Raw genomic sequence first — 22,161 nt, forward strand, 5'->3', positions numbered from 1 at the left:
CTGCCCAGCGGGCAGCTCCCCTTCACCGAACAGGCTGGGCTGGCCTTGTTCACTCCCTGCTGCGGACGGCGCTTGACTCATGCGCCCATTGTCCCGGCGGCCGGGAGATTCATTCACACCTTCTGAGACAGCCGGGCCCGTATCCGCCAGGCCGGCCCGCGCGTTGACGCCGCAACCGCCTCAGGCCAGCTCCACCGGCGTGATGAGGATGCGCTTGTAGCGCTCCATCATGGCCGGGTCGCTCAGGCCCAGCCAGCGCGCTATCTCGTGGGATGGCTTGCCCTTGCGCAGCTGGCGCAGCGCGAAGGTGTGGCGCAGCTTGTAGCTGCCGCCTTCCACGTCCTCGATGCCCGCAGCCAACAGCACCGTGCGCGCGGCCGTGTACTGCGCCACCTTGCCCCAGGGCTTGCCGCTGGACTTGGTGGAGGGAAAGCACATCGGCCCCGGGATGCCTTGCTGGCGGCGCACCTGCAGCCAGCTCGCCAGCAGCCGCGCGGCCCAGGGCGCCATGGGCGTCTCGCGCGCGGGCGAGTTGCCGTTGCCGGGCAGGCGCAGCTTCCAGGGCAGCTCGCGCACGCGCCCGCCGTCGAAGACCACGCCCTCCAGCGTCAGCGCGCGCACGTCGCCGGGCGTGAGGCCCGCGCCCAGCATCAGCGCCACCGAGGCGCGGTTGCGCAGGTCCTGCCAGTAGCCGGCGCCGCCCGGGCGCGGGCGGCTGTCGGCCAGGTAGCTCACCAGCCGCTTCGCCTCCGAGGCCGGCAGGACCTCGGGCAGCGGGTCGCGCGCATGCGAGTTGGCGAAGCGCACGTCGGCGCGGGCGGCGATCAGCTCCGTCGCCGCGCGGTTGGCGGGCAGGCCATGTGCCAGGCGGCGGTGCTCCATCACGCGCTCCACCAGGCGCAGCAGCCGCAGCGCGTAGCGCGAGGTGAGCTCGTCGAAGCCGCCGCGCGAGGCGATGTAGGCGTCGAGGTCGGCGGCCGTGATCTCGTCCAGTGCGATGCCGCGCGCCACGCACCACTGCGCCAGCGCCGACCACATGTGCTCGTACACCGCCGCGGAGGAGTCGCGCCGCACCTGGCCGGCCTGCTGGCTGGCGCGCAGCCAGTCGGTCAGCGCCCGCTGGAATTCCAGCGGACCGGCGCCATGCGGCTCCTCCTCGAACAGATCCAGGTTCATTGCGAACTAACAAATGGGGTTTGCGCCGATTCTAGGCAGTGGCCGATGACCCCCTGGCGCCAGCGGGACGGCCCGGCGCCGGTGGCAGACTGCGGGCCCGTCCCAACCACCGTGGCGCCATGGAACTGCAGTACCTGACCTTCGATTTCAGCGAGGCCGACGACGGCAGCGGCGGCTTCGACGCCATGGCCTCCGTGCCGCCGCGCGCGCTGCCGGCCCTGGAGGAGGAGATCGCGCAGGTGCTGGACTGGGCCTACGCCCACTTCCCGGAGGGCCCCGGCCCGCTCGACGAGAGCTTCACCTGGGACGTGGACCTGCAGGCCACCAGTGAGAGCAGCACCCAGCAGCGCGTGCGCTACGTCCCCGGAGCGCGCCGCTTCGAGCGTGAGAGCATGGGCAGCGAGACCCTGCGCCACACGCTCACGCTGACCCTGGCCGGCAACGCGGACTTCTGCGCGGCATTCCGGGACGCGTTCATCCGCGACGAGGACTGACGCCATTCCAGGTCGGCGGCGCCGGGCTCGGATGAGCGGCAGCGGTTCCAAGCGCGGCATGAACCCTGTTGCCGCTCCCGTTCAGATCGCCGGGCCGCTGGCGGCACTGGCCGTCTCGCGCCTGACCGGGGCGAGCGGCATGGCGCCCACGCTGGTGCTGGCGGCAGGGCTGCAGGTCGGCACCGCGCTGTGGCTGTACCGGCAGCCGCACGAGGCCAAGCCAGCGGCCGGGCCGCGCTAGCGCGCCGAGGCTGGAAGCGAAGTGATCAATCCGCCAGGCCGCCCGGCGACTGGAATTGCTGCAGCGCCTGCCGGATCGGCTCCACGCCCTGCGGGCGCACCAGGCGGGCGATCTCCTGCCCGTCTTGCAGCAGGACCAGCGTCGGCCACAGCTTCACCTTGAAGGAGCGCCCGAGCGGGCGGCCCTTGCCGTCCTCGACGCGCAGGTGCCGCACGTCGGGTGTGGCGTCCAGCGCCTGCGCGATGTCGGGCTGCGCCGCCATGCAGAAGCCGCACCAGGGCGCGCCGAATTCCAAGACCGTGGCGCCGCGCAGCGCATCGACCTCGGCGCGGGTGGGTTCGACGGCGGCGTAATGAGGATTGAAGGCCATGTCGTGAAGCGTGCAAGCGATGTTCCTGGGCCGTGGCGCCCGGCGTGGTCGCGTGGCTGCCAGGCCTTGAGCTCACTCGGGGCAGGCAAGCGCGAGCGCGACATGCCAAGCCGATCTGGATCAAGGAAGGTTCAGCGACCAGTGGTGACAATTTGCAACCAATTTCAACACAACGGAGAGGGTTCAATGAAAGCATCCTGGCTGGCCAGTGCGGTCCTGATGGCGGCGACGGCAACGGGCGCAACGGCGGCGACGACGTCCTTCGACTCGGTCGGCGAGTTCAGCGGTACTCAAGGCCAGGGCGGCTGGAGCTACGGTTACTACAGCAGAGCCGGCGACGCGTCCTCGTTCACGACGATGGCCGTGTTCGGGCCCGGCTTCGAGTACGGCTCGAACCAGAGTGGGCCCACGTGGTGGGAGGGCGCTCCCCAGAATCCCTGGACCGCCCTGTTCAGCGAGGGCGGACACCCGTCGCTGCAAAGTGGCGACCACTGGGCCGTGCGGCGCTGGGTCAGCGGCGCCCCGGGCACGCTGTCCATTTCCGGTGACTACCAGGGGATGCTTTTCGGCACGGCGGCCGTGCATGTCCTGATCGATGGCGTGGAGCGCTTCGCCGCCGTCGCCAATCCCAACCTGATGACGTTCGGGCTGGCCGATCTGGCCGTTTCGCAGGGCTCCACCATCGATTTCGCCATCAGCGCGTACGACGGCAGCCAGCACGGCGACGTGATCCGGTTCACCGCCACCGGAGAACTGTTGCCGACCGCCGTGCCCGAGCCCGCCAGCGCGGCGCTGCTGCTGGCCGGCGGCCTGGCTGGCGCTGCGGTGCGCCGGCGCCGCACCCGCTGAGCACGCGACGGCGCGCGTGGGCGTCGGGGCTGCGGCATGCCGCCTCGCCCGGCCTGGGCGTATGCCGGCTCACGGCTTGGGCCGCGCACAATGCCGGCCTGCATCCACTCAGCGGAGCGAGGCCATGCACATCACGCGGCGCGACTGGTTGACCCTGACGGGCGCGGCGCTCGCCGTCCCGGCCACCGCGGCGCCGGCAGCCCCGCTGCCCGCCCTGCGTTCCTGGCCCTTGCAGACGCCCCGGCGCACCGGTATCCACGACGTGGCGCCCGCGCCCGACGGCGGCGTGTGGTTCACCGCGCAACAAAGCGGCCACCTGGGCTGGTTCGATCCGCGCAGCGGCCGCTCGGAACTCCTGCCGCTGGGCGAACGCTCCTCGCCGCATGGCGTGATCCAGGGCCCGGACGGTGCGGCCTGGATCACCGACAGCGGGCTGGACGCTATCGTGCGCGTGCGCTGGCCGCAGCGCGAGGTGACGCGTTTCCCGCTGCCCGAAGGCCGCCGCGGCGCCAACCTCAACACCGCCGCCTTCGACGGCGAGGGCGTGCTCTGGTTCACCGGGCAGAACGGCATCGTCGGCCGGCTCGATCCGGCGCAGGGCCGCATGACGGTGCGCGAGGCCCCGCGCGGCGTCGGCCCCTATGGCATTTGCGCCACGCCCGCGGGCGAGGTCTGGTACTGCTCGCTGGCCGGCTCCTACATCGCGCACATCGACCGCCGCGGCGGCGAGCCGCGGGTGGTGGAGCCGCCCACGCCGCGCCAGGGTGCGCGCCGCATCTGGAGCGACAGCCGCGGCCGGCTGTGGGTGAGCGAGTGGAACAGCGGCCAGCTTTCGCAGCACGACCCGGCCAGCGGGCGCTGGCGCCAGTGGCGGCTGCCGGGCGAAGCGCCGCGGGCCTACGCGGTGTACGTGGACGAGCGCGACCAGGTCTGGGTCAGCGACTTCGGCGCCAACGCCGTGCTGCGCTTCGACCCGGAGCGCGAGCATTTCGACGCCTGGCGCTTCCCGCGCGAGGACGCCAACGTGCGCCAGATCCTGGGCCGGCGCGGCGAAGTGTGGCTGCCGGAAAGCGGCACCGAGCACCTGTCGATGCTGCCCACGGCGGCATGAGCGGCCCGGTGTCGAGCCCACCGGTGCTTCCGGAGCGCAAGTGAAAACGCTGCTCGTGGTCTACGTGTCCTTTACCGGCGGCACGCGCCAGCTGGCCGAGGCGGCTGCCGAGGGCGCACGCGATGAGGCAGGTGTGCGGGTGCGGCTGCTGCAAGCCCCGCAGGCCGGCCCTCGGGACCTGCTGGACGCCGACGGCTTCGTGTTCGCGGCGCCCGAGATGCTGGGCTCGATGGCCGGCCTGATGAAGGACCTGTTCGACCGCTGCTACTACCCGCTGCTGGAGCAGCTGCAGGCCCGGCCCTACGCGGCGCTGGTCTGCGCGGGCAGTGACGGACAGGGCGCGGCACGCCAGATCGAGCGCATCGCCACCGGCTGGCGCCTCAAGGCCGTGGCGCCGGCGCGGATCGTGTGCACCCACGCCCAGACGGCCGAGGCGATCCAGGCGCCCAAGCGCATCGCCGAGGCGGAGCTGGATGCGTGTCGTGAACTCGGCGCGGCGCTGGCAGCAGGCTTGGCGCTCGGCGTGTTCTAGACAAAAGACTGCCCGTCCGTGGCGCCTTCGCTCATGAATGGCTGCGAAGCCAAAAGTGTCTTGGACGAATTACCGTGCTGCTGGTAGTTCTTGCGCAAGCGGCAGCGCTTTTTACAGCCCATGGCCCCGGTGAGCCGACTCGGACTCCAGCTTTGAGTCTGTCCTTTGTTCGGAGGTGCCCGGCCGCGCGCGAGCGCCGGAACCGGTGGCTCAGGCTTGACGCATGGCGATGGGGCGTGCTTGGCGGCCCGGGCACATGGCCTGCAATGACCGGCTCACTGTCACTCTCTCGCAGGAGCTCTCAATGGCCATTACCCATGGTGATCTGCCTTCCGACGTTGCACACCGGGGCGGGCACACGCTGGACGTCATCGCAATGGTGCTGATGATCGTCGGCGGCCTGAACTGGGGCCTCGTCGGCCTGTTCAACTTCGACCTCGTCGCGGCGCTGTTCGGTGACGGCACGCTGCTGTCGCGCATCGTCTACACGCTGGTGGGCCTCGCGGCGCTGTACGGCATCGCCACCCTGACGCGCCTGACCCGGCGCCACGCGTAGCCCGGACCGGCATTTCCTGTTTCAGCCGGAAGAAAGGGGCCGCTTGCGGCCCCTCGTCACATCTCGCTGGCAGGTCGAGGCGAATGCGGTGCCGATCAGCCCGCCAGCGCCTGCAGCGCCGCCATCACCTGGGCGGTGTCGGCCTGCGGCGCGTTGGCCCTGAGCGCGTCCAGCGCCAGCAGCGTGACGTCGTAGAGGTCGCCGGCAGCCACGGGCACCGCGCAGCCGCGGCGGCCCTGGCCCACGCGCACCAGTACCGAGCCGGCCTGGCGCCGCACCTCGAACCACTTGTCGTTGGAGAAGCCGTGGCCCTGCGCCTGCAACTGCGGCAGCAGGTTCAGCAGCACCGCGGCGAAGCTCGGCAGCTCGCGCGCCGTGAGCTGCACGGCGATCTTGTGCTCCCAGTCGTAGCGGCGCTCGGCCAGCGCCGGCGCCACTTCCAGGCGCAGGGTGTGGCAGCGCACGGGATCGTCGGTGCGCCAGCGGTCCTCCTCGACCCGCAGCGCCGCCTTGGCGCCGTAGACATGGTGGCCGCGCGGCAGCACGCGTGCGGGCGGTGTGGCCGGGGCTGGCGCATAGGCAGGCGAGGCCGACGCGGGCGAGCTTGGAGGGGGCTCCATCACCTGCCAGGGCGGGCCGTCCGGTGCCTCATCGGCCAAGGGCTCCGCGTCCGGCCATTCCGCGTCCGGGCCCGGATCGTCGTCGAAGCCGCCGTCCTGACCGGCCAGGGCCGCAGCCGCGAGGGGCGCCAGGTACGGGCGCAACTGCTCCCGTGCAGCCGAATCGGGCAGGGCGCGCAGCGCACCGAACAGGGCCTGGCCGCCCAGCGCCTCCAGCGCCGCGAGCAGCGCGCCCACGTCGGGCGCCAGCCCGGCCGCCTGCAGCGCCTCGCCATGCTCGGGGCGACAGCAGCGCACGAAGTCGGCCACGCAGCTCATCTGCGCCACGCTGTCGGTGCCGGACTGCAGCGCCATGCAGGCGCGGCGCAGGGTTTCAACTTGCTCCGGGCGCAGCTGCGCCACGCCTTCGCGCAGCACTTCCACCGGCAGCAGCGGCAGCCCGCGCGCGCGCAGCACGCTGTGCAGCCAGCCCGGATTGAGCAGGGACGCATTCATGCCGGCACCCCGTCACTCACGAGGCCGAGCCGCGTCATGGTTCGCCCGCCGGTTCCAGCGGCCCGTGCGGCACGCCGGCGGCGTCCTGGACGCGGTGGGTCTGGTACAGCGCGTCGCGGGTACGGTCGTCCAGCATCGGCGCCAGGCGGTCCAGCGCGTCGAGCCGCTGCAGCCCGGCGCGGCGCAGCACCTCGGCATGCGGCACGCCCTCGCTGAGCCAGGCCACGATGGCGCTGTTGCGCAGCGCCGCGGGGCCGGTGTCGCCGGGCAGGCGGCGCAGCACGCCGTCCTGCAGCGCCTGGTTCAGAAAGGCCTGCACGGCGCGGAACGCGGGCTGACGGCTCAGCGGCCCGCGCATCCCGGGCAGTGCCGGGATCAGCGGCGTTTCCGGCTTGGGCAGCCGCGGCAGCCAGGCTTGCAGCGCATCGGCGGTGAGCTCGCTGAGCTGCAGCGTGCGCCACTGGCTGCGGCGCGGGCCGCCGATCTCCAGCGACCAGACGCCGTCTTCGCCGCGGCTCAGGTGCTCGACCTTGGCCGCCGCGGTTTCGGACAAGGTGAAACCTTCGGACAGCAGCAGCGAGATCAGCAGCCGGTCGCGCTGCGGCTGCACGTCCAGCGGATGCCAGCCTTCGAGCCGGCGCAGCAGCAGCGCGCGCTCCGGCGGCGTGAAGGCGACCGAGCGCGGCTGCTCGCGGCGCGGCACCTCGTTGCCCAGGTCCTCGAAGGGATTGCCCGGCGGCAGCGCCCCGCACAGCACGCCGCCGGCATGCACCTGGCCCAGCACGCGCCGGTAGCGCGCCTGCGTGGTGGGATTGAGGCGCTCGCCGGCCAGGAAGGCCACGGCCTCGATGGCCGAAGCCGCTTCCAGCGGCACCTCGCGCCCGGCCAGGAAGCGGCGCCAGGCCAGCCAGTAGGTGGTGTAGAGCTGGCGCGAGCGCGGCGACAGCTTGGGCAGGCTCATGCCGACAGGGTCGGCCTGCCAGCGCTCGGCATCGGTGGGAGGAGGAGTGTCTGCGTTCACCACTGCAACATACAACAGGCCCAGGCTGTTTGTACATCCAGTGCGCTGGTTTCGTGCGGCGGGTCAATCAAAAGGGACGTGAAGGCGCTTGCCGGCTTTCCAGCCCCTTGTACCCGCCCGTCCTCGGGCATGGCTGCGTGGGTGCGGCTGTCAGGGCATCAGCACGTCCCGCAGCGCATGCCCGGCGGCCATGCGGTCCAGGGCGACGTGGATGTCCTGCAGCGGCAGTTGCTCGCCCATGAGCCGGTTCACGGGCAGCTTGCCCTGCTGGTAGAGCGCGATGTAGCGCGGGATGTCGCGCACCGGCACGGCCGAGCCGATGTAGCTGCCGCGCAGCGTGCGCTCCTCGGCCACGAGCTGCACCGGCGGCAGCGCCAGGCGCCGGTCCGGGTGCGGCAGCCCGGCGCTGATGGTGCTGCCGCCGCGACGCGTGAGGGCCCAGGCCAGCTCCAGCGCCGGCACGGCCCCCGCCATCTCGAAAGCCACGTCCACGCCGCCGCACGTATGGGCACGCACCTGCTCGGCGGCGTCCGGGGCGGCGGCGTTGACGGTGAAGGTGGCGCCCAGTTCCCGTGCCAGGGCCAGCTTGTCCTCGTGCAGGTCCAGCGCCACCACCTCGCGCGCGCCGCTGGCCACCGCCGCCAGCAGCGCGCTGAAACCCACGCCGCCCAGGCCCAGCACCGCGGCGGTGCTGCCGGCCTGCAGCCGCGCGGTGTTGAACACGGCGCCCACGCCGGTGAGCACGGCACAACCGAACAGCGCCGCCTCAGGGAAGCTCAAGGCGGCGTCCACCTTGACGCAGGAGCGGCGCGACACCACGGCGTGGTCGGCGAAGCAGGACACGCCCAGGTGGTGGTGCACCGGCGCGCCGTCCAGATGCAGCCGCCGCGCGCCCGACAGCAGCGCACCCGCGCCGTTGGCCGCGGCGCCGGGCTCGCACAGGGCCGGCCGGCCTTCGGCGCACGGCAGGCAGCAACCGCAGCTGGGCATGAAGACCATCACCACGCGGTCGCCCGGGCGCAGATCCGTCACGCCCGGGCCGCACTCCACCACCTCGCCGGCGGATTCGTGGCCCAGCACCATCGGCACCGGGCGCGGCCGGTCGCCATTGACCACCGACAGGTCCGAGTGGCACAGCCCTGCCGCACGCACCCGCACCAGCAACTCGCCCGGCCCGGGCGGATCGAGCTCCACCTCGCGCAACTGCAGAGGCTGCGACTGCGCATAGGGCATGGCGGCGCCCAGGTGGGTCAACACGGCGGCACGGATTTTCATGAGCGACTCGCGGCAGTGAAGAGGCGTGCCAGTCTAGGCGGCGCTCCGGTGCGGCCGCATCGGTCGCGGTCCACCGCAGCGCCGGGGGAGGGCAAGAAACTGGACGCAAGTGCCGGCGGGCCGGTACGTTTACCATGGTGCCCGAGAAGCAGGAGCAAAATAAACCAGCCAAAAGCCGCACCCTGATTCATTTTCGGATTTTGATTATTAAAATATATTCCGACATGGCCAACAATGACGCCGTCGCCCTGTATTGGGATTTTGAAAACATTCATGCCAGCCTGCTGGACCAGCAGCAAGGTCATGGCACTTACCGGGCCACTTGTTTCCGGCCCCAGGATGAGCTGATCGATGTATCGGCCATCGTGGAATTCGCCTTGTCGCTGGGCCCGGTGGCCATCAACCGCGCTTTTGCCAATTGGGTGTCATTCACCCGCTACCGGTTTGCGCTGCTGCGCAACGCCGTGGAGCTGATCCAGGTTTTCTCTCCCGGCGCCAATGCCAAGAACGGCGCGGACATCAAGCTGTGCCTCGACGTGATGGACGACATGGCGCGCTTTCCGCACGTGCGCACCATCATCGTCGTGGGCGGCGACAGCGACTACATGCCGCTGTCCTACAAGGTGAAGGCGGCCGGGCGCACGCTGGTGGGCATCGGCAGCCGCGTCAGCACCAACCAGCACTGGGCGCGCAGCTGCCACGAGTTCAGGTATTACGAATCGCTGCTGTCGGTGAATGTGCCGAAATCCGAATTGCCGATGGCGCCGGGTTATGTCACCACCAGCGGGCATTATCCGGCTTCCGAAAATTCCAGCACTGAAAATGGCAGCGGTGAAACCAATCCAAACGAGGAGCTGCGCCTGCTGCTCGAGCGCGCGGCCGAAGCCGAAAAACGCCATCAGGCCATGACGGAACTGGTATGCCGGGCCATCACGCTGCTGTCGGAACGGCGCGGCGAGGTCTGGGTGCAAAAAGCCGGACTGCGCCCGTTTATCCAGCGCATGGACCCGACTTTCCAGGAATCGAATTTCGGTTTCGACACTTTCTCGGACTTGCTAATTTCGCTGGGCGACGTGATCGAAACCCGCCGCGGCGAGCACGACCAGGAGGTGCGCATCGCCCAGCGCCACACCTCCGCCAGCGAGGCCTGATGCGCACGCCGCGCCGCCTGGCTTGGGCCCTGCGCCGGTTGGCGGCCGCCGCGGCGGCCGGCACGGCGGCGCTGGCCGGGGCCGCGCCAGCGCAGGACTTCGTCAGGCTGCTCAACGAACAGCGCGCCCGCCCCCAACTGTGCGGCCCGCGGCAGCTGCCGGCCGCCGCACTGCTGGTGGAGCGCGCCGAGCTGGCGCTGGCCGAGGGCGACACGGCGGAGGCGCTGCGGCGTGCGCTGGGCCAGGCCGGCTTTCCGGCCGCGCGGGTGCAGTGGTTCACCGTTTCGGGTCCGCGCGACGCGCGGCAGGCGCTGGCGCTGCTGCGTGGCCAGGTGCGCGCCTGCGAGGCCCTGGCGGCGCCCGAGTTCAGCGCCATCGGCGTGCGCCAGGAGGGCTCGCGCTGGCGCATCGTGATGGCCCAGCCGCTGCTGGCGCCCGATCTGGGCGACTGGCGCGAGGCCGGCCGGCAGGTGCTGGCGCTGGCCAACGCCGCGCGCGCGCAGCCCAGGCGCTGCGGCGCGCAGCTCTTCGCCGCCGCACCGCCGCTGCGCTGGAACGACGCGCTGGGGACCGCGGCCCAGGCGCACAGCGCCGACATGGCGCGGCGCGACTATTTCGAGCACCGCAGCCCGGAGGGCAGCCTGGTGAACCAGCGCGCGCTACGCGCTGGCTACGCTTGGCGGCGCATCGGCGAGAACATCGCCTTCGGCATGGGCGCGGCGCCCCAGGCGGTGCAGGGCTGGCTGGACAGCCCAGGCCACTGCCGCAACCTGATGGACCCCGCCTTCACCGAGATGGGCGCCGCCTATGCGGTCAATCCGGCCAGCGGGGGCGCCATCTACTGGACCCAGGTGCTGGCGCATCCGCGATGAGGCGGGGGCCGGCGGCGGTTTCGGCTGCAATGGCCTGTGAGTAGGTCCCTGCCCGGTGCCGCCCTGCGCAAAACCCGACCGATGCGCGCCAGCCACACTCGCCCGGTGCACTGCCAAGCCGATCCGGCTCGCCCACAGCAAAAGCGGGCTGCGGTGTTACTGTTCGTGACATGCCTTCCAGGACCGCGGCGCCGCCGCCGGATGGCGACACAGGGCAGCTGCGATGGATTTCGACCCTCTTTTGCAGGAAGTCATGAGCGCTTGCGCGCGGCCGGCCGCGATCCTGATCGTGGAAGACGATGCCGTGACGGCGCTGGACCTGGAGCTGCATCTTCTGGACATGGGCTACCGGGTGCTGGGCCGCGCCGACAGCGGCGAGCGCGCCCTGGCGCTGGCCGCGCGCGAGCGGCCGGACCTGGTGCTGATGGACATCGGGCTGCGGGGCGAGCTCGACGGCGTGCGCACCGCCGAGCGGCTGCGGCGCCAGGGCGCGATGCCCGTGATCTTCCTCACGTCGCACACCGATGCCCGGACGGTGGCCCAGGCGGTCGAGGCCGCGCCCTACGGCTACCTGACCAAGCCGGTGCAGCCGGGCGACCTGCGCGCCAGCATCCAGATCGCCCTGGTGCGCGCGCAGCTGGAGGAGCAGCTGCTCGACAGCGAGCAGCGCTGGCGGCGGGTCTTCCACGACGCGCCGCTGGGCATGGCGCTGGTGTCGCTCAAGGGCGAGGTGCTGCAGGCCAACGCCACGCTGGGGCGGCTGCTGGGCGTGGATGCGGCCCAGTTGCGGGGACGCTCGCAGGCCGCGCTGGTGCACCCCGGGGACCAAGCGCTGCAGGCGCAGCGGCTGCAGGAGCTGCAGGACACCTGCGTCGGGGCGGTGCAGTTCGAGATGCGCTACCTGCGTGCCGACGGCGGCGTGCTGTGGACGCAGGTGAGCGTGTCCTTGCTGGAGCCGCACGCGCCGTCGCCACGCCTGCTCTACCAGGTGCAGGACCTCACGGCGCAGCGGCTGGCGCAGCAGCAGCGTGCCGAGCTGGAGCTGCGCCAGGCCCAGCAGCAGGCCCAGGCGCAGCTGCTGTCGCGCGTGAGCCACGAGATGCGCACGCCGCTCAACGCGGTGCTGGGCTTCACGCAACTGCTGCGCCTGCAGCTGCGCGACCCGGCCGGGGTGCGCGAAGACCAGTACCTGGAGCACATCGAAACCGCTGGCCGCCATCTGCTGGCCATGGTCGAGGACCTGCTGGTGCTGCAGCGCGCGCACGTGGGGGCGTTGAAGGTGGAGCTGCAGTCCGTGGCCGCGGCGCACAGCGTGCAGCACGCGCTGGCCCTGCTGGCGCCGCAGGCGGCGGCCGCGCAGGTGTGCCTGCTGCAGGACGTGCCGGCCGAGCTGCATGTGCGCGCCGACCCGGTACGGCTGCACCAGATCGTCTCCAACCTGGCTTCCAACGCCATCAAGTACAACCGCCCGGGCGGCGAGCTGCGCGTGACAGCCAGCCGCAGCAACGCCCGGGTGCGGCTGAGCTTTGCCGACAACGGCATCGGCATGACGCCGCAGCAGCTGCAGGAGGTGTTCCAGCCGTTCGCGCGCGCCGGACGCGAGCGTTCGGCCATCCCCGGCACCGGCCTGGGGCTGGTGATCTCGCGCCGCCTGGCCGAGGCGATGCACGGCACCCTCGACATGGCCGCCCGCGGCGGCGGCGGCACGGTGGCGACGCTGGAGCTGGCCGGAGCCTGAGGCGGCCGGCACGCCCGCAGGCCCGCCGGGCGGCTGCGGCCGCCGACAGGCGCGCCATGTGCTCCGGGCGGCGACGTTGCTCCATGGTTGGGGCAAGCAACGGAGTCGCGTACATGAACGTAGGAACGGCTTTCATGGCGGCCTGCGCCCTGGCGGGGGCAGGCTTGTTGGCTACCAGCGGCACAGTGCTGGCGCAGCCCGCGGAGCAGCGCACGGTCAGCAGCGACGGCAGCGCGCTGGCCGAGCCGGCCCCGCAGCGCGTGGTGTCCGGCGCTTCCTTCGAAGGTGCCTGGGGTGCCGGCACCGCGCCGGACGCCAAGGCGGAATTCCGCGCCATGACGCTCAGCCCGGCCGAGTACGCGGCCTTCAGCCAGCGCTTCCAGGCCAAGCGGCCGCCCTATGTCCGCGGCGGCACGGCGGTGCGGCCGGAGACGGTGATCGGGCGCGACCGGCGCTTTCGCGTCTACCCGCGGGAGTCGGGCTTCCCCTACCGCGCCATCGGGCTGATGACCTACTCGCAGGCCGGCAGCTCCTACTTCTGCACCGGCTTCCTCATCGGCAAGGACACCGTGGTGACGGCGGGCCACTGCGTGCATGAGGGCGGTGCGGGCGGCACCTGGAGCTACGACGTCAAGTTCTACCCGGCCTTCAATGCCGGCACGGCGCCTTTCGGCTCCTGCTCGGCGCGGCGCCTGTTCGCGGTGGCGCGCTGGACCGAAGCCGGCAGCGAGGAGTACGACTACGGCGCCTTCAAGCTCAACTGCGCCATCGGCGAGACCACGGGCTGGCTCGGCTATTACCCGACGCTGGCGTCGCAGGCGGGGTTGTCGGTGCTGCTGATGGGCTATCCCGGCGACAAGCCCTACGGCACGCTGTGGGGCGGTGCCGGCCACATCGTCGTCTCCGAGGCGCGCAAGACCCGCTACGGGATCGACACCGGCGGCGGCCAGAGCGGTGCGCCCGTCCTGGAAGCCGACCGCGGCGCCAGCCTGGCGGACTGCTTCGGTACCTGCGCCGTTGCCATCCACACCTATGGCGAGTTCGACGGCACCAACAGCGGCACGCGCATCACCTATTCGGTGGCGGACCACCTGACGGCGTGGAGGAACGCGCCTTGAAGCGAGGGGCTCGATGCCTGGCCGCGCTGGCGCCGGCAGCGCTGGTGGCGCTGGCGGGCTGCGCTGTGTCGAAGCAGCCGGTGTCGGTCGATGTGGGGTCCGAGGCGCAGGCCGGCAGCTTGGTGCCGTCGGCGTCCGGGGCGGTTGGCCGTGTGGTCGACGCGCATGGGCGGCCGGTGGCGCAGGCCGTCATCGAGGCGCGCTCGCTGGAGCGTCCGCCCCGGCCGCTGCCGCAGATCGGCGTGCTCAGCGGCGCCGACGGGCGCTTCCGCTGGCCGCTGCCGCCGGGCCGCCATGCCCTGCGCGCGCGGCTGGGCGAGATGGTGTCGTGCGAGGTGGCCGCGGCCGCAGACGACGGCGTGGCGACGCTCGTCCTGGAGGCGCCGCCGCCCGGGGGGTGTGCACCACTGCCCGGGCCGCGGTGAGGGCCGCCGCGCTCTCGGATGTCGAGCGGCACGCCCGGGCCGGCATCGGGCGCCGCATCGGGTGCACGCGCGCCGACGGCCTCGCAAGCTTCAGCGGGACTTGCAGCCCGCGGCGCAGACCAGCTGGTTCTTGCCCAGCAGCCGCTTGGTCTGGAGCTCGGCGCGCGGGCGGTGCGTGCCGCACTTGAAGCAGGACATGGTGGCCATGTGCATGCCGCTGCCGCCGGTGCTGAACGGCGAGCCGGCGGCCTTGCGCTTGTAGCGCAGTCCGTCGTCCTGGATGACGGTATTGGGGGCGTCTTGCTGCGGCTTCATCGGGGGGCTCCTCCGCGGTGCTCGGGGGGCGGCCCGCGGCGCTCCAGGTGACGGAACGTGATGCGAGCCTTGCTCAGATCGTAGGGCGAGAGTTCCAGCGACACGCTGTCGCCGGCCAGGATACGGATGTGGTGCTTGCGCATGCGCCCGGCCGTGTAGGCCACCAGCTCGTGGCCGTTGTCCAGCGCCACGCGGAAGCGCGAGTCGGGCAGCACTTCGCGTACCACGCCGTTCATCGAGATCAGTTCTTCCTTGGCCATGGGGTCATGCTCGCTGTAAGGGGTTGGAGGAATGGGCCGTGGACGCGCTGCGTGCCGGCCCGCTGGAGCCGGGCCAAGGGCACGCGGCGGTCAGGGTCGAAGTGCGCAAGGGTGTTGATGGAGCGCTTTCAAGAACCGGCCGGCAACGTGACGCTTTGAGGCGACGCCGGAAAGCCATCCGCCGCATGGACCGGTAAGAACAAGCAACCCACGCCGGACGGCGCGGTCGCGGGCCGGAGCGGAAGGCCCTCACGCGGGCTGCCGTCCGGGACGAAGACCGAGAAGTGGGAAATCGAGGAAGCCTGCGTCGGTCGGGTACAGGCTTTCAGGCGCGGGCCGCATCACGCGGGCCGTCGCGAAAATGTATCAGTTACATGGTCACGCCCAGCGCGCTCCGCGCGGCGACCTTGTCGGCGGCATGTGCTTGTCGCCGCTTGCGCCCGCCATCCGGGACGTCAACCCGAGCAGCAAGCCGCAGCGGCCGTCCTCGACTTTTCAAGGGTGATCGAAACGCGTAAAAACATGCCGCAAGCAATCCCGCATTCGTATGAAAAATGTTAGCTTTAGAAACAGGCGCACGGATTGCTGTGCGCGGAGCACGAGCCAGCCCGTTCGGCCCAGGCCGTTTGCCCCAATTTCGAGCGATGACAGACCTTGAAAACGCAAGCAAGGCGCGGCGCATTGCCATGCACCAGATTCGGCAGCTGATGGAGTTCTGGAACATCGAGCCCGAAGAACTGGGGCAGGCCATGGCCGTTCCGGTGATCCCGCGGAATATGCCGCCGCCGGGCTATGTCAAATATCGGCATCCCATCACCGGTGAAACCTGGAATGGCGACGGCGAGCATCCCGAGTGGTTGAGGCGGGCGCTGCTCAAGGAGGGATACCGCGTGGTGGAGCTCAAGCCCGAATATCAGCAGGAGCAGCAGGCGCTGCAGCAGCAGGCCGGGCCAGCTGCCTGAGCAGGTGCGTGCACCGGCGCGGGGGGGTCCAGGCGGCTGCGGGGCGTGAAGGCCACCGCCCGGCATAAGCCATTTCGGCGGGGCGCGACAGGTCGCCGACCCTGGCGCGCCGAATTTGATGTCCGGTTCCGGAGTGATCGTGCAGCGGCCGGCGCCTACAGTTCGGCCATCGAATTTGCCGGAATGTCGCGAAATGAATGGCCTTGAATTGCCGAACGCCCGCGTCGCTGCCGATCCGCGTTGGGCCGCCCTGTTGGCGCGTGATGCGCAGGCCCGCTTTTTCTATGCCGTGCACAGCACCGGCGTCTATTGCCGTCCCGCTTGCCCCTCGCGCCCGGCCAAGCCCGAAAACGTATCGTTTTTCGACAGCGCCGAGGCGGCGCGTGCCGCCGGTTTCCGCGCCTGCCGGCGTTGCGATCCGGACGGTCCGGGCCCGGCAGCACAGCGGGCGCAGCTGGTGGCGGCGCTGTGCCGCCACATCGAGGCCAGCGACAGCCCTCCGCCGCTGGATGCGCTGGCGCGGGAGGCGGGCCTGAGCGCAGCCCAGCTGCGGCGCGTGTTCAAGGCCGTCATCGGCGTGACGCCGCGTGCCTATGCGCAGGCGCTGCGCGCGCGCCGCGTGCAGGCCGGGCTGCGCAGCGGCGAGTCGGTGACGCAGGCGCTGTACGGTGCCGGTTTCGGCTCCAGCGGGCGTTTTTATGCCCAGGCCGACGGGCTGCTGGGCATGGCCCCCGGGCGCTACCGTGCCGGGGGGGCCGGGGCGGACGTCCGCTTCGCGGTGGCGCAGTGCGCACTGGGGGCGCTCCTGGTGGCGTGCAGCGAGCGTGGCGTGTGTGCCATCTCGCTGGGCGACGATCCGGATGCGCTGGTGCGCGAGCTGCAGGACCGCTTTCCCCAGGCCGGGCTGCAGGGCGACGACGCCGATTTCAGCGCGCTGGTGGCACGCGTGGTGGGCTTGGTGGAAGACCCGCGCCGGACGGTGACGCTGCCGCTCGACATCCGCGGCACGGCCTTCCAGCAGCGGGTCTGGCAGGCGCTGCAGCAGATCCCGCCCGGCCAGACGCTCAGCTACGCCGAGCTGGCGGCGCGGGTGGGAAGCCCCGCCGCGGTGCGGGCCGTGGCCGGCGCCTGCGCGGCCAACGTGCTGGCCGTGGCGATTCCCTGCCACCGCATCGTGCGGCGCGACGGCAGCCTGTCGGGCTACCGCTGGGGTGTGGAGCGCAAGCAGGCACTGCTGGCGCGTGAGGCCGCCGCGCCCGACGGCAACTGAGCACGGGGCCGCGGGTCAGGCCTCAGTGGGGCGGCTGCAGCAGCTTTTTCATGCGGGCCTGGGCGAAGTGGTCCACCACCTTGCGCTGCCAGCCCGGTGCCTGCTGCATCAAGGTGTCGGCCTGGGTGCTGCAGCGGGTGCGCAAGGCGCGGGCTTGCGGCGCATCCAGCTGTCGCACCTCGTCTTCCGCCGCCGCGAGGCGGTCCTTGGCGCTGTCCTCGTCGCCCAGGTCGTCATGCAGATAGGCGCTGCCGATGAAGGCCGCCCCTTGGCGCAGCGTCTGCAGCAATTCAGGGCGGCGCGCGGCGTTGCCGTCCTTCACCTGCTCGGCCAGGTCGTTCGAGTGCAGCTTGAGTACCGCCACGCAGCGGGCAGGCTCGATGTCGGCCGCCGACGCGCCCACGGCCCAGGCCAGCAGCAGCGCGGCCCCGAGATGGGAAAGCTTGAGAACCATGTCCCATTCTGCGCAGCGCGTCGGTGTCCGCGCCGACACGGGGCTTAGCCGCGGCGCTCGGGCCGTGTACGCAGCGGCTCCCTGCCGCCCCAGGCCGGGGCAGGCCTGCCGTCTGCTCCATCGGTAGAAACCCGGGTCTGTCGGGCCGGAGGGCCGGCGAAACGGGGCTGACGAAGGAGCGTGACCGGCGCCGCCGGAACGCGGTCCGCGTGTTTTCAATTCACAACCCGCAGGAGTTTCCATGCCTACCACCACCGATGTGATGCAGCCGTTCATGGCCCCGTTCACCAAGCTGGCGCAATCCAACCTCGAGCTCTTGACCAAGTTCTCGCTGTCACCCGAGGTGGTGTCGCAGGCCATGGCCCAGGCGCAGCGCATGTTCCTGCAGCCGTCGGCAACCGCGCCGATGCAGTTGCCCTCCAATGCCCTGGCCGACCTGATGATGGGTCTGATGAAGAACTACATGGAGTTCCTCATGGAGCTGGGGCAGGGCAGCGCGACGCTGATGCAGCAGGCTCCGACCACGCTGGCCAAGGCCGCGCAGCAGGCCGCCCGGCCCACCGCGGCGGCCTGAGCCGCCTTCCCGAGCCGGCATCCCTGGATGCCGCTCCTGTGCCGCCGGTCCTTGCACCTCGCATCGGGCCGGTGCGCCGCAGCCGACGCGGCACGAGTGCCGCGAGCCCTGAAACCCCCGCCCGCGGCCGGGAGGCGAGGCGCGACGGGCCTCAGCGGCCCGTCGCAGGGGGTCCGGGCACAGGCCCGGACCGATGTGACCTTCGGAAGTGCTTCATGCCTGGGGCGATGCCTACACTCGCCTTTTCCTCCAGGAACGGGGAGGCGTTGCATGAACCACGACAGTCCAGGCCCCGGCGGCTCAGCGGAAATCGTGTCCGGACGCTGCGCCGTGATTTCGGAACTGACCACCCTGGGGACCGCCGAAGCGCTGTGCGGCGAACTGGCCGGGCTCGGCATGGAGCCGACGCTGCTGGGCGCCGCCGCCCCGCCCCAGCCCGGGCTGCGGGCCGCGCTGTTCGTGACGGCCGGCGGCGGGCTGCAATGCCTGTACGGCGCCCTGCAGCACTGGCGCGCGGCGCAGCTGCCGCTGCTGCTGGCCGGCCTGGCACTGCGCGCCGAGGAGCTGCGCGCGGCCTTGGAGCATGGCGTGCACGACTTCATGTGCCTGCCCTGCAGCGCCGGCGAGCTCGGCGCGCGGCTGCAGCGCGTGCTCGTGCCGGCCGCGCCGGTGGCCGCGGCGTCGGCGCGGCCGGACCCGCGGCTGCGCGACATGGTCGGAACCCACCCCGCCTTCCTGCGCCAGGTGCACAAGCTGCCCGTGTTCGCCAGCTGTGACGCCGGCGTGCTCATCCTGGGCGAGACCGGCACCGGCAAGGAGGTGTGCGCGCAGGCCATCCACTACCTCTCCGCACGCCGCTCGGGGCCCTGGGTGGCGGTCAACTGCGGCGCCCTGCCGGAAGGGCTGGTCGAGAACGAGCTGTTCGGCCATGTCAAGGGCGCCTATACCACCGCGCACGCCAGCTGCGGCGGCCTGGTGCGGGAGGCCGAGGGCGGCAGCCTGTTCCTCGACGACGTGGACTGCCTGGCGCTGCCGGCCCAGGTCAAGCTGCTGCGCTTCCTGCAGGAGCACGAGTACCGCCCGGTGGGTGCCAGCGGCGTGCGGCATGCCGACGTGCGCGTGATCGCGGCCAGCAACCTGTGCTTGCCGCAGCTGGTGGCCCGTGGCGTGTTCCGGCAGGACCTCTATTTCCGGCTCAACGTGCTGGCGCTGGAGCTGCCGCCGCTGCGCGAGCGGCCCGGCGACATCGCCGCGCTGGCACGCCATTTCGTGCAGCGCTTCGCACGACAGTACGGGCGCGGCGTCACCGGGCTCACGCCGCAGGCGCTGGCGCGGCTGCAGGCCCATGCCTGGCCGGGCAACGTGCGCGAGCTGCAGCACACGCTGGAGCGCGCCGTGCTGCTGGCGCCGGGCCCCGAGCTGGGTGCGTGCGACATCGAGCTGCCCGGCATGGGCGAGGGCGGGGCGGGCCCGGGCGAAGAGCCCTTCAACCTGGCCAAGCGGCGCGTGGTGCGCGAGTTCGAGCGCAGCTACATCGAGCAGCTCCTGGCCCGTTGCGCGGGCAACGTCACCCGCGCCGCGCAACACGCGGGCAAGGACCGCCGCGCGTTCTTCGAGCTCATGCGCAAGCACGCCATCACGCCGGCGCGCTTTCGCGCCGAGGCCGACACCGGCGCCGGCTGACACCCCCGCCCGGCCGATCGCCGGGCCAGCCCTGATCCCTTGCCCCTGCGCCCGCCCCCGGCGGCGACGGGCCCGGCCTCGGCCCGACCGTGCCGTGCACCAGGACATTCGGCCGCGAGGGCAGGACTTTTTCGTCCTGCCGTGGTGGCCGGGGGACGCGGGCCGCGCCGCCCTGCCGAGGCAGGACAGCTCCGTCCTGGCCTGGGCGCGGTGCGATGCCGGCACCCCATATGAATCAGTCACTTGCGCGCGGCGGCAGGCTGGCACCGGGCTTGCGGAAGGGCGGTCGTCCTGCTTCGCCTGCAATGGCCGCCGATGACCGCCACCTTGCCCTCCGCCGTGCGCTGCTGCGCTACCTGCGCGCCAACCCACAGGCCTGCGACACCGCCGACGGCATCGCGCGCTGGTGGCTGCCGCCGGCGCTGCAGGCGAGTGCGCAGGAGTTGCAGCCGCTGCTGGAGCGGCTGTGCCGCAGCGGCCACCTGCAGTGGTTCGACACCGGCGACGGGCGGCGCTTCTACCGGCGCCCGCCCGCTGCCGCGGGCCGTCCGCCCCGTCCGCATCGAGATCCATGAAGGAGCCCGTCCATGGCGCAAGTGAGCTACCCCGGCGTCTACATCCAGGAGGTCTCCAGTGGCGTGCGCACCATCACCAGCGTGGCCACCTCCATCACCGCGTTCGTGGACTTCTTTCGCGAAGGGCCGATGAACCAGGCGGTGGAGATCTTCGGCATGTCGGACTTCACGCGCGTCTTCGGCGGCCTGGACGCGCGCAGCGAGGCCAGCCACGCCATCGCGCAGTTCTTCCTCAACGGCGGCGGCCACGCGCTGGTGGTGCGCTCCCATTCGGACGATGACGGCGGCGACGCGCCGGCGTCGGCGAGCGCGCAGGTGCGCGGCACCAGCCTGGCCGGCGATGCGCTGCTGACCCTGAGCGCCGCGAGCGAGGGCCGGTGGGGCAACACGCTGCGCGCCGAGATCGACCACCTCACCGACACCCCGGGCACGCACTTCAACCTCACCATCACGCGCCATGCCTCCAATGCCAGGAGCGCCCCGGTGCTCACGCAGGAGCGCTTCCTCAACGTCACCCGCGACGACGCGAACGACCCGCGCTACGTCGTCAAGGTGCTGGAGGCGGACTCCAAGCTGGTGCGCGCCACCGACGAGAAGCCGGGCACGGCCGGCGTGCCGGCCGCCAACGGCACCACCGGCGGCACGCTGGCGCTGACCCAGGCCCAGCTCGACGCGCTGAGCGAGAACAGCCTGGGCGTGAGGGTGGGCACGGGCGCCCAGTTCGTCGCCGAGCTCGCGCCGTGGGATGCCAATGCCGTGCGCACGCTGGGCCAGTTGGCCACGCGGCTGCAGCAGGCGCTGCGCACCGCCAAGCCGGCCGCCGGCAGCGCGCCGACGCCGCCGGCGCTCACCGGCGCGCGCGTGGACGTGACGGCCGACGCCCGCCTGGTGGTGCGGGCCGGCCGCGACCCCGACCGTGGCCTGCAGGAGACCGTGGTGTTCACCAACAACGGCGCCGACACCACGGCCACGGACCTGAAGCTCGTTGCCGCCGCAGCTGCCGTCAACGTGCAGCAGTACCCGCTGGGCGTGACCGATCCGGCCACCGCCGGCGCCGCGGGCTACGTGGTCGGCGACGAGGGCGCCGACGGCGGGCCGCCGACGGCCGACGCCCTGGTGGGCGCCGTGGCCGAGGCCAACGACCGCGGCATCTACGCGCTGCGCCGGGTGGACCTGTTCAACCTGCTGTGCATCCCGCGCGCGGCGGTGCTGGGAGCCGATGACGATGCGCAGATGCGCCAGGTGGTGGAGAAGGCCATCGCCTTCTGCCAGAGCCGGCGCGCCTTCATGCTGGTGGACATTCCCGAGGCCATCAACGAGGTCGCCGAGGTCAAGGACTGGCTTGATGCGCACGGCAACTTCCGCAGCCGCAACGCGGCGCTGTTCTTCCCGCGGCTGAGGATCGCCGACCCGCTGGCCGAGTACCGCCCGCGCAGCCGGGGCAACAGCGGCACCCTGGCCGGCGTGTTCGCGCGCACCGACGCCGAGCGCGGCGTGTGGAAGGCGCCCGCGGGCATCGAGGCCACGCTGCGCGGCATCGACGACGTGGACTACCGCCTCACCGACGCCGAGAACGGTGTGCTCAACCCGCTGGCCATCAACGCGCTGCGCGTGTTCCCGATCTACGGCCTGGTGAGCTGGGGCGCGCGCACCCTGGACGGCGCCGACCAGGCCGGCAGCGAGTGGAAGTACATCCCCGTGCGGCGCCTGGCGCTGATGCTGGAGGAGTCGCTGTTCCGCGGCACCAAGTGGGTCGTGTTCGAGCCCAACGACGAGCCGCTGTGGGCCCGTATCCGGCTCAACATCGGGGCCTACATGAACTCGCTGTTCCGCCAGGGCGCGTTCCAGGGCACGACGCCGAAGGAGGCCTTCTTCGTCAAGTGCGACGCCGAGACCACGACGCAGGACGACCGCAACCAGGGCATCGTGAACATCGAGGTGGGCTTCGCGCCGCTCAAGCCGGCGGAGTTCGTGGTCATCAAGATCCAGCAGATCGCGGGCGATCTGTGAGCGGCACGGAGGAC

At 71.7% G+C, this 22,161-nt stretch carries 25 protein-coding genes; 17 read left to right on the forward strand and 8 right to left on the reverse strand.

Annotated features, from left to right (window positions below):
* Window positions 1–180 precede the first annotated feature (180 nt).
* Window positions 181–1,176, reverse strand: a complete 996-nt coding sequence (locus HHL10_RS17590; protein ID WP_169161704.1) for a tyrosine-type recombinase/integrase — start codon at window positions 1,174–1,176, stop codon at window positions 181–183.
* 119 nt (window positions 1,177–1,295) lie between these two features.
* On the opposite strand from HHL10_RS17590, the gene HHL10_RS17595 reads away from it, so the two are divergent.
* Window positions 1,296–1,670 (forward strand): hypothetical protein, encoded by a 375-nt coding sequence (locus HHL10_RS17595; RefSeq protein WP_169161705.1) that lies wholly within the window; start codon window positions 1,296–1,298, stop codon window positions 1,668–1,670.
* A 58-nt stretch (window positions 1,671–1,728) separates the two neighbouring features.
* Window positions 1,729–1,911 carry a hypothetical protein gene (locus tag HHL10_RS17600; protein WP_169161706.1) on the forward strand — a complete coding sequence of 61 codons (183 nt, stop codon included), beginning with the start codon at window positions 1,729–1,731 and terminating at the stop codon, window positions 1,909–1,911.
* Window positions 1,912–1,936: 25 nt separating this feature from the next.
* Here HHL10_RS17600 and HHL10_RS17605 read toward each other — a convergent pair whose 3' ends face one another.
* Window positions 1,937–2,281: a thioredoxin family protein gene (locus HHL10_RS17605; protein ID WP_169161707.1), complete on the reverse strand. Its 345-nt coding sequence runs from the start codon at window positions 2,279–2,281 to the stop codon at window positions 1,937–1,939.
* A 186-nt stretch (window positions 2,282–2,467) separates the two neighbouring features.
* Between HHL10_RS17605 and HHL10_RS17610 the strand changes: the two genes are divergently transcribed.
* The 4 genes from HHL10_RS17610 to HHL10_RS17625 all read left to right on the forward strand — a co-directional run bounded on the left by HHL10_RS17610 (window position 2,468) and on the right by HHL10_RS17625 (window position 5,329).
* Entirely contained in the window at window positions 2,468–3,130 is a 663-nt protein-coding gene (locus HHL10_RS17610; RefSeq protein ID WP_169161708.1) for a PEP-CTERM sorting domain-containing protein, read from the forward strand.
* A 124-nt stretch (window positions 3,131–3,254) separates the two neighbouring features.
* A complete protein-coding gene (locus HHL10_RS17615) occupies window positions 3,255–4,241 on the forward strand; it encodes a Vgb family protein (protein WP_205833094.1) in 987 nt (328 codons plus the stop codon).
* Between the two features lie 40 nt (window positions 4,242–4,281).
* The gene (locus tag HHL10_RS17620; protein WP_169161709.1) at window positions 4,282–4,773 is read left to right on the forward strand and encodes a flavodoxin family protein; all 492 of its coding nucleotides are present in this window, start codon (window positions 4,282–4,284) and stop codon (window positions 4,771–4,773) included.
* A 304-nt stretch (window positions 4,774–5,077) separates the two neighbouring features.
* Window positions 5,078–5,329 (forward strand): DUF378 domain-containing protein, encoded by a 252-nt coding sequence (locus HHL10_RS17625; protein ID WP_169161710.1) that lies wholly within the window; start codon window positions 5,078–5,080, stop codon window positions 5,327–5,329.
* Window positions 5,330–5,424: 95 nt separating this feature from the next.
* Here HHL10_RS17625 and HHL10_RS17630 read toward each other — a convergent pair whose 3' ends face one another.
* The 3 genes from HHL10_RS17630 to HHL10_RS17640 all read right to left on the reverse strand — a co-directional run bounded on the left by HHL10_RS17630 (window position 5,425) and on the right by HHL10_RS17640 (window position 8,740).
* Complete coding sequence (locus tag HHL10_RS17630; protein WP_169161711.1) at window positions 5,425–6,444, reverse strand: hypothetical protein; 1,020 nt, start codon at window positions 6,442–6,444, stop codon at window positions 5,425–5,427.
* Window positions 6,445–6,478: 34 nt separating this feature from the next.
* Window positions 6,479–7,465, reverse strand: coding sequence for a tyrosine-type recombinase/integrase (locus HHL10_RS17635; protein ID WP_169161712.1), 987 nt, complete (start codon window positions 7,463–7,465; stop codon window positions 6,479–6,481).
* 150 nt (window positions 7,466–7,615) lie between these two features.
* A complete protein-coding gene (locus tag HHL10_RS17640) occupies window positions 7,616–8,740 on the reverse strand; it encodes a zinc-dependent alcohol dehydrogenase family protein (RefSeq protein ID WP_169161713.1) in 1,125 nt (374 codons plus the stop codon).
* 134 nt (window positions 8,741–8,874) lie between these two features.
* Here HHL10_RS17640 and HHL10_RS17645 point away from each other — a divergent pair, with 134 nt between their 5' ends.
* From HHL10_RS17645 to HHL10_RS17665, 5 genes are all read left to right on the forward strand, one after another.
* The gene (locus HHL10_RS17645; RefSeq protein WP_235971600.1) at window positions 8,875–9,891 is read left to right on the forward strand and encodes an NYN domain-containing protein; all 1,017 of its coding nucleotides are present in this window, start codon (window positions 8,875–8,877) and stop codon (window positions 9,889–9,891) included.
* Entirely contained in the window at window positions 9,891–10,763 is an 873-nt protein-coding gene (locus tag HHL10_RS17650; protein WP_169161714.1) for a CAP domain-containing protein, read from the forward strand. Before HHL10_RS17645 ends, HHL10_RS17650 begins: the two co-directional genes overlap by 1 nt.
* Before the next feature lie 253 nt (window positions 10,764–11,016).
* Window positions 11,017–12,501 (forward strand): hybrid sensor histidine kinase/response regulator, encoded by a 1,485-nt coding sequence (locus HHL10_RS17655; RefSeq protein WP_169161715.1) that lies wholly within the window; start codon window positions 11,017–11,019, stop codon window positions 12,499–12,501.
* A gap of 113 nt (window positions 12,502–12,614) precedes the next feature.
* Window positions 12,615–13,619, forward strand: coding sequence for a trypsin-like serine peptidase (locus HHL10_RS17660; RefSeq protein WP_169161716.1), 1,005 nt, complete (start codon window positions 12,615–12,617; stop codon window positions 13,617–13,619).
* On the forward strand, window positions 13,616–14,044 hold the full coding sequence (locus tag HHL10_RS17665) for a carboxypeptidase-like regulatory domain-containing protein (RefSeq protein WP_169161717.1): 429 nt from the start codon (window positions 13,616–13,618) through the stop codon (window positions 14,042–14,044). Before HHL10_RS17660 ends, HHL10_RS17665 begins: the two co-directional genes overlap by 4 nt.
* A 90-nt stretch (window positions 14,045–14,134) precedes the next feature.
* Here the strand turns inward: HHL10_RS17665 and HHL10_RS17670 are convergent, their stop codons facing one another.
* Both HHL10_RS17670 and infA read right to left on the reverse strand, forming a co-directional pair.
* Window positions 14,135–14,359: a hypothetical protein gene (locus HHL10_RS17670; RefSeq protein ID WP_169161718.1), complete on the reverse strand. Its 225-nt coding sequence runs from the start codon at window positions 14,357–14,359 to the stop codon at window positions 14,135–14,137.
* On the reverse strand, window positions 14,356–14,619 hold the full coding sequence (gene infA / locus HHL10_RS17675) for a translation initiation factor IF-1 (protein ID WP_169161719.1): 264 nt from the start codon (window positions 14,617–14,619) through the stop codon (window positions 14,356–14,358). The genes HHL10_RS17670 and infA overlap by 4 nt, the downstream gene beginning before the upstream one ends.
* Before the next feature lie 707 nt (window positions 14,620–15,326).
* On the opposite strand from infA, the gene HHL10_RS17680 reads away from it, so the two are divergent.
* The gene (locus tag HHL10_RS17680; RefSeq protein WP_235971601.1) at window positions 15,327–15,581 is read left to right on the forward strand and encodes an H-NS family nucleoid-associated regulatory protein; all 255 of its coding nucleotides are present in this window, start codon (window positions 15,327–15,329) and stop codon (window positions 15,579–15,581) included.
* A gap of 193 nt (window positions 15,582–15,774) precedes the next feature.
* Complete coding sequence (gene ada / locus HHL10_RS17685) at window positions 15,775–16,851, forward strand: bifunctional DNA-binding transcriptional regulator/O6-methylguanine-DNA methyltransferase Ada (RefSeq protein ID WP_235971603.1); 1,077 nt, start codon at window positions 15,775–15,777, stop codon at window positions 16,849–16,851.
* 22 nt (window positions 16,852–16,873) lie between these two features.
* Here the strand turns inward: ada and HHL10_RS17690 are convergent, their stop codons facing one another.
* Window positions 16,874–17,305: a hypothetical protein gene (locus tag HHL10_RS17690; RefSeq protein WP_169161721.1), complete on the reverse strand. Its 432-nt coding sequence runs from the start codon at window positions 17,303–17,305 to the stop codon at window positions 16,874–16,876.
* A gap of 241 nt (window positions 17,306–17,546) precedes the next feature.
* Here HHL10_RS17690 and HHL10_RS17695 point away from each other — a divergent pair, with 241 nt between their 5' ends.
* The 4 genes from HHL10_RS17695 (at window position 17,547) to HHL10_RS17710 (ending at window position 22,147) form a co-directional block, all read left to right on the forward strand.
* Complete coding sequence (locus HHL10_RS17695; protein WP_169161722.1) at window positions 17,547–17,879, forward strand: hypothetical protein; 333 nt, start codon at window positions 17,547–17,549, stop codon at window positions 17,877–17,879.
* A gap of 330 nt (window positions 17,880–18,209) precedes the next feature.
* Window positions 18,210–19,562, forward strand: a complete 1,353-nt coding sequence (locus tag HHL10_RS17700; protein ID WP_169161723.1) for a sigma-54 interaction domain-containing protein — start codon at window positions 18,210–18,212, stop codon at window positions 19,560–19,562.
* A gap of 305 nt (window positions 19,563–19,867) precedes the next feature.
* A complete protein-coding gene (locus HHL10_RS17705) occupies window positions 19,868–20,137 on the forward strand; it encodes a hypothetical protein (protein ID WP_169161724.1) in 270 nt (89 codons plus the stop codon).
* A 12-nt stretch (window positions 20,138–20,149) separates the two neighbouring features.
* The gene (locus HHL10_RS17710; protein ID WP_169161725.1) at window positions 20,150–22,147 is read left to right on the forward strand and encodes a phage tail sheath C-terminal domain-containing protein; all 1,998 of its coding nucleotides are present in this window, start codon (window positions 20,150–20,152) and stop codon (window positions 22,145–22,147) included.
* The last annotated feature ends 14 nt before the right edge of the window (window positions 22,148–22,161 follow it).

The sequence above is a fragment of the Azohydromonas caseinilytica genome (assembly GCF_012927045.1).
Lineage (GTDB): Bacteria > Pseudomonadota > Gammaproteobacteria > Burkholderiales > Burkholderiaceae_C > Azohydromonas > Azohydromonas caseinilytica.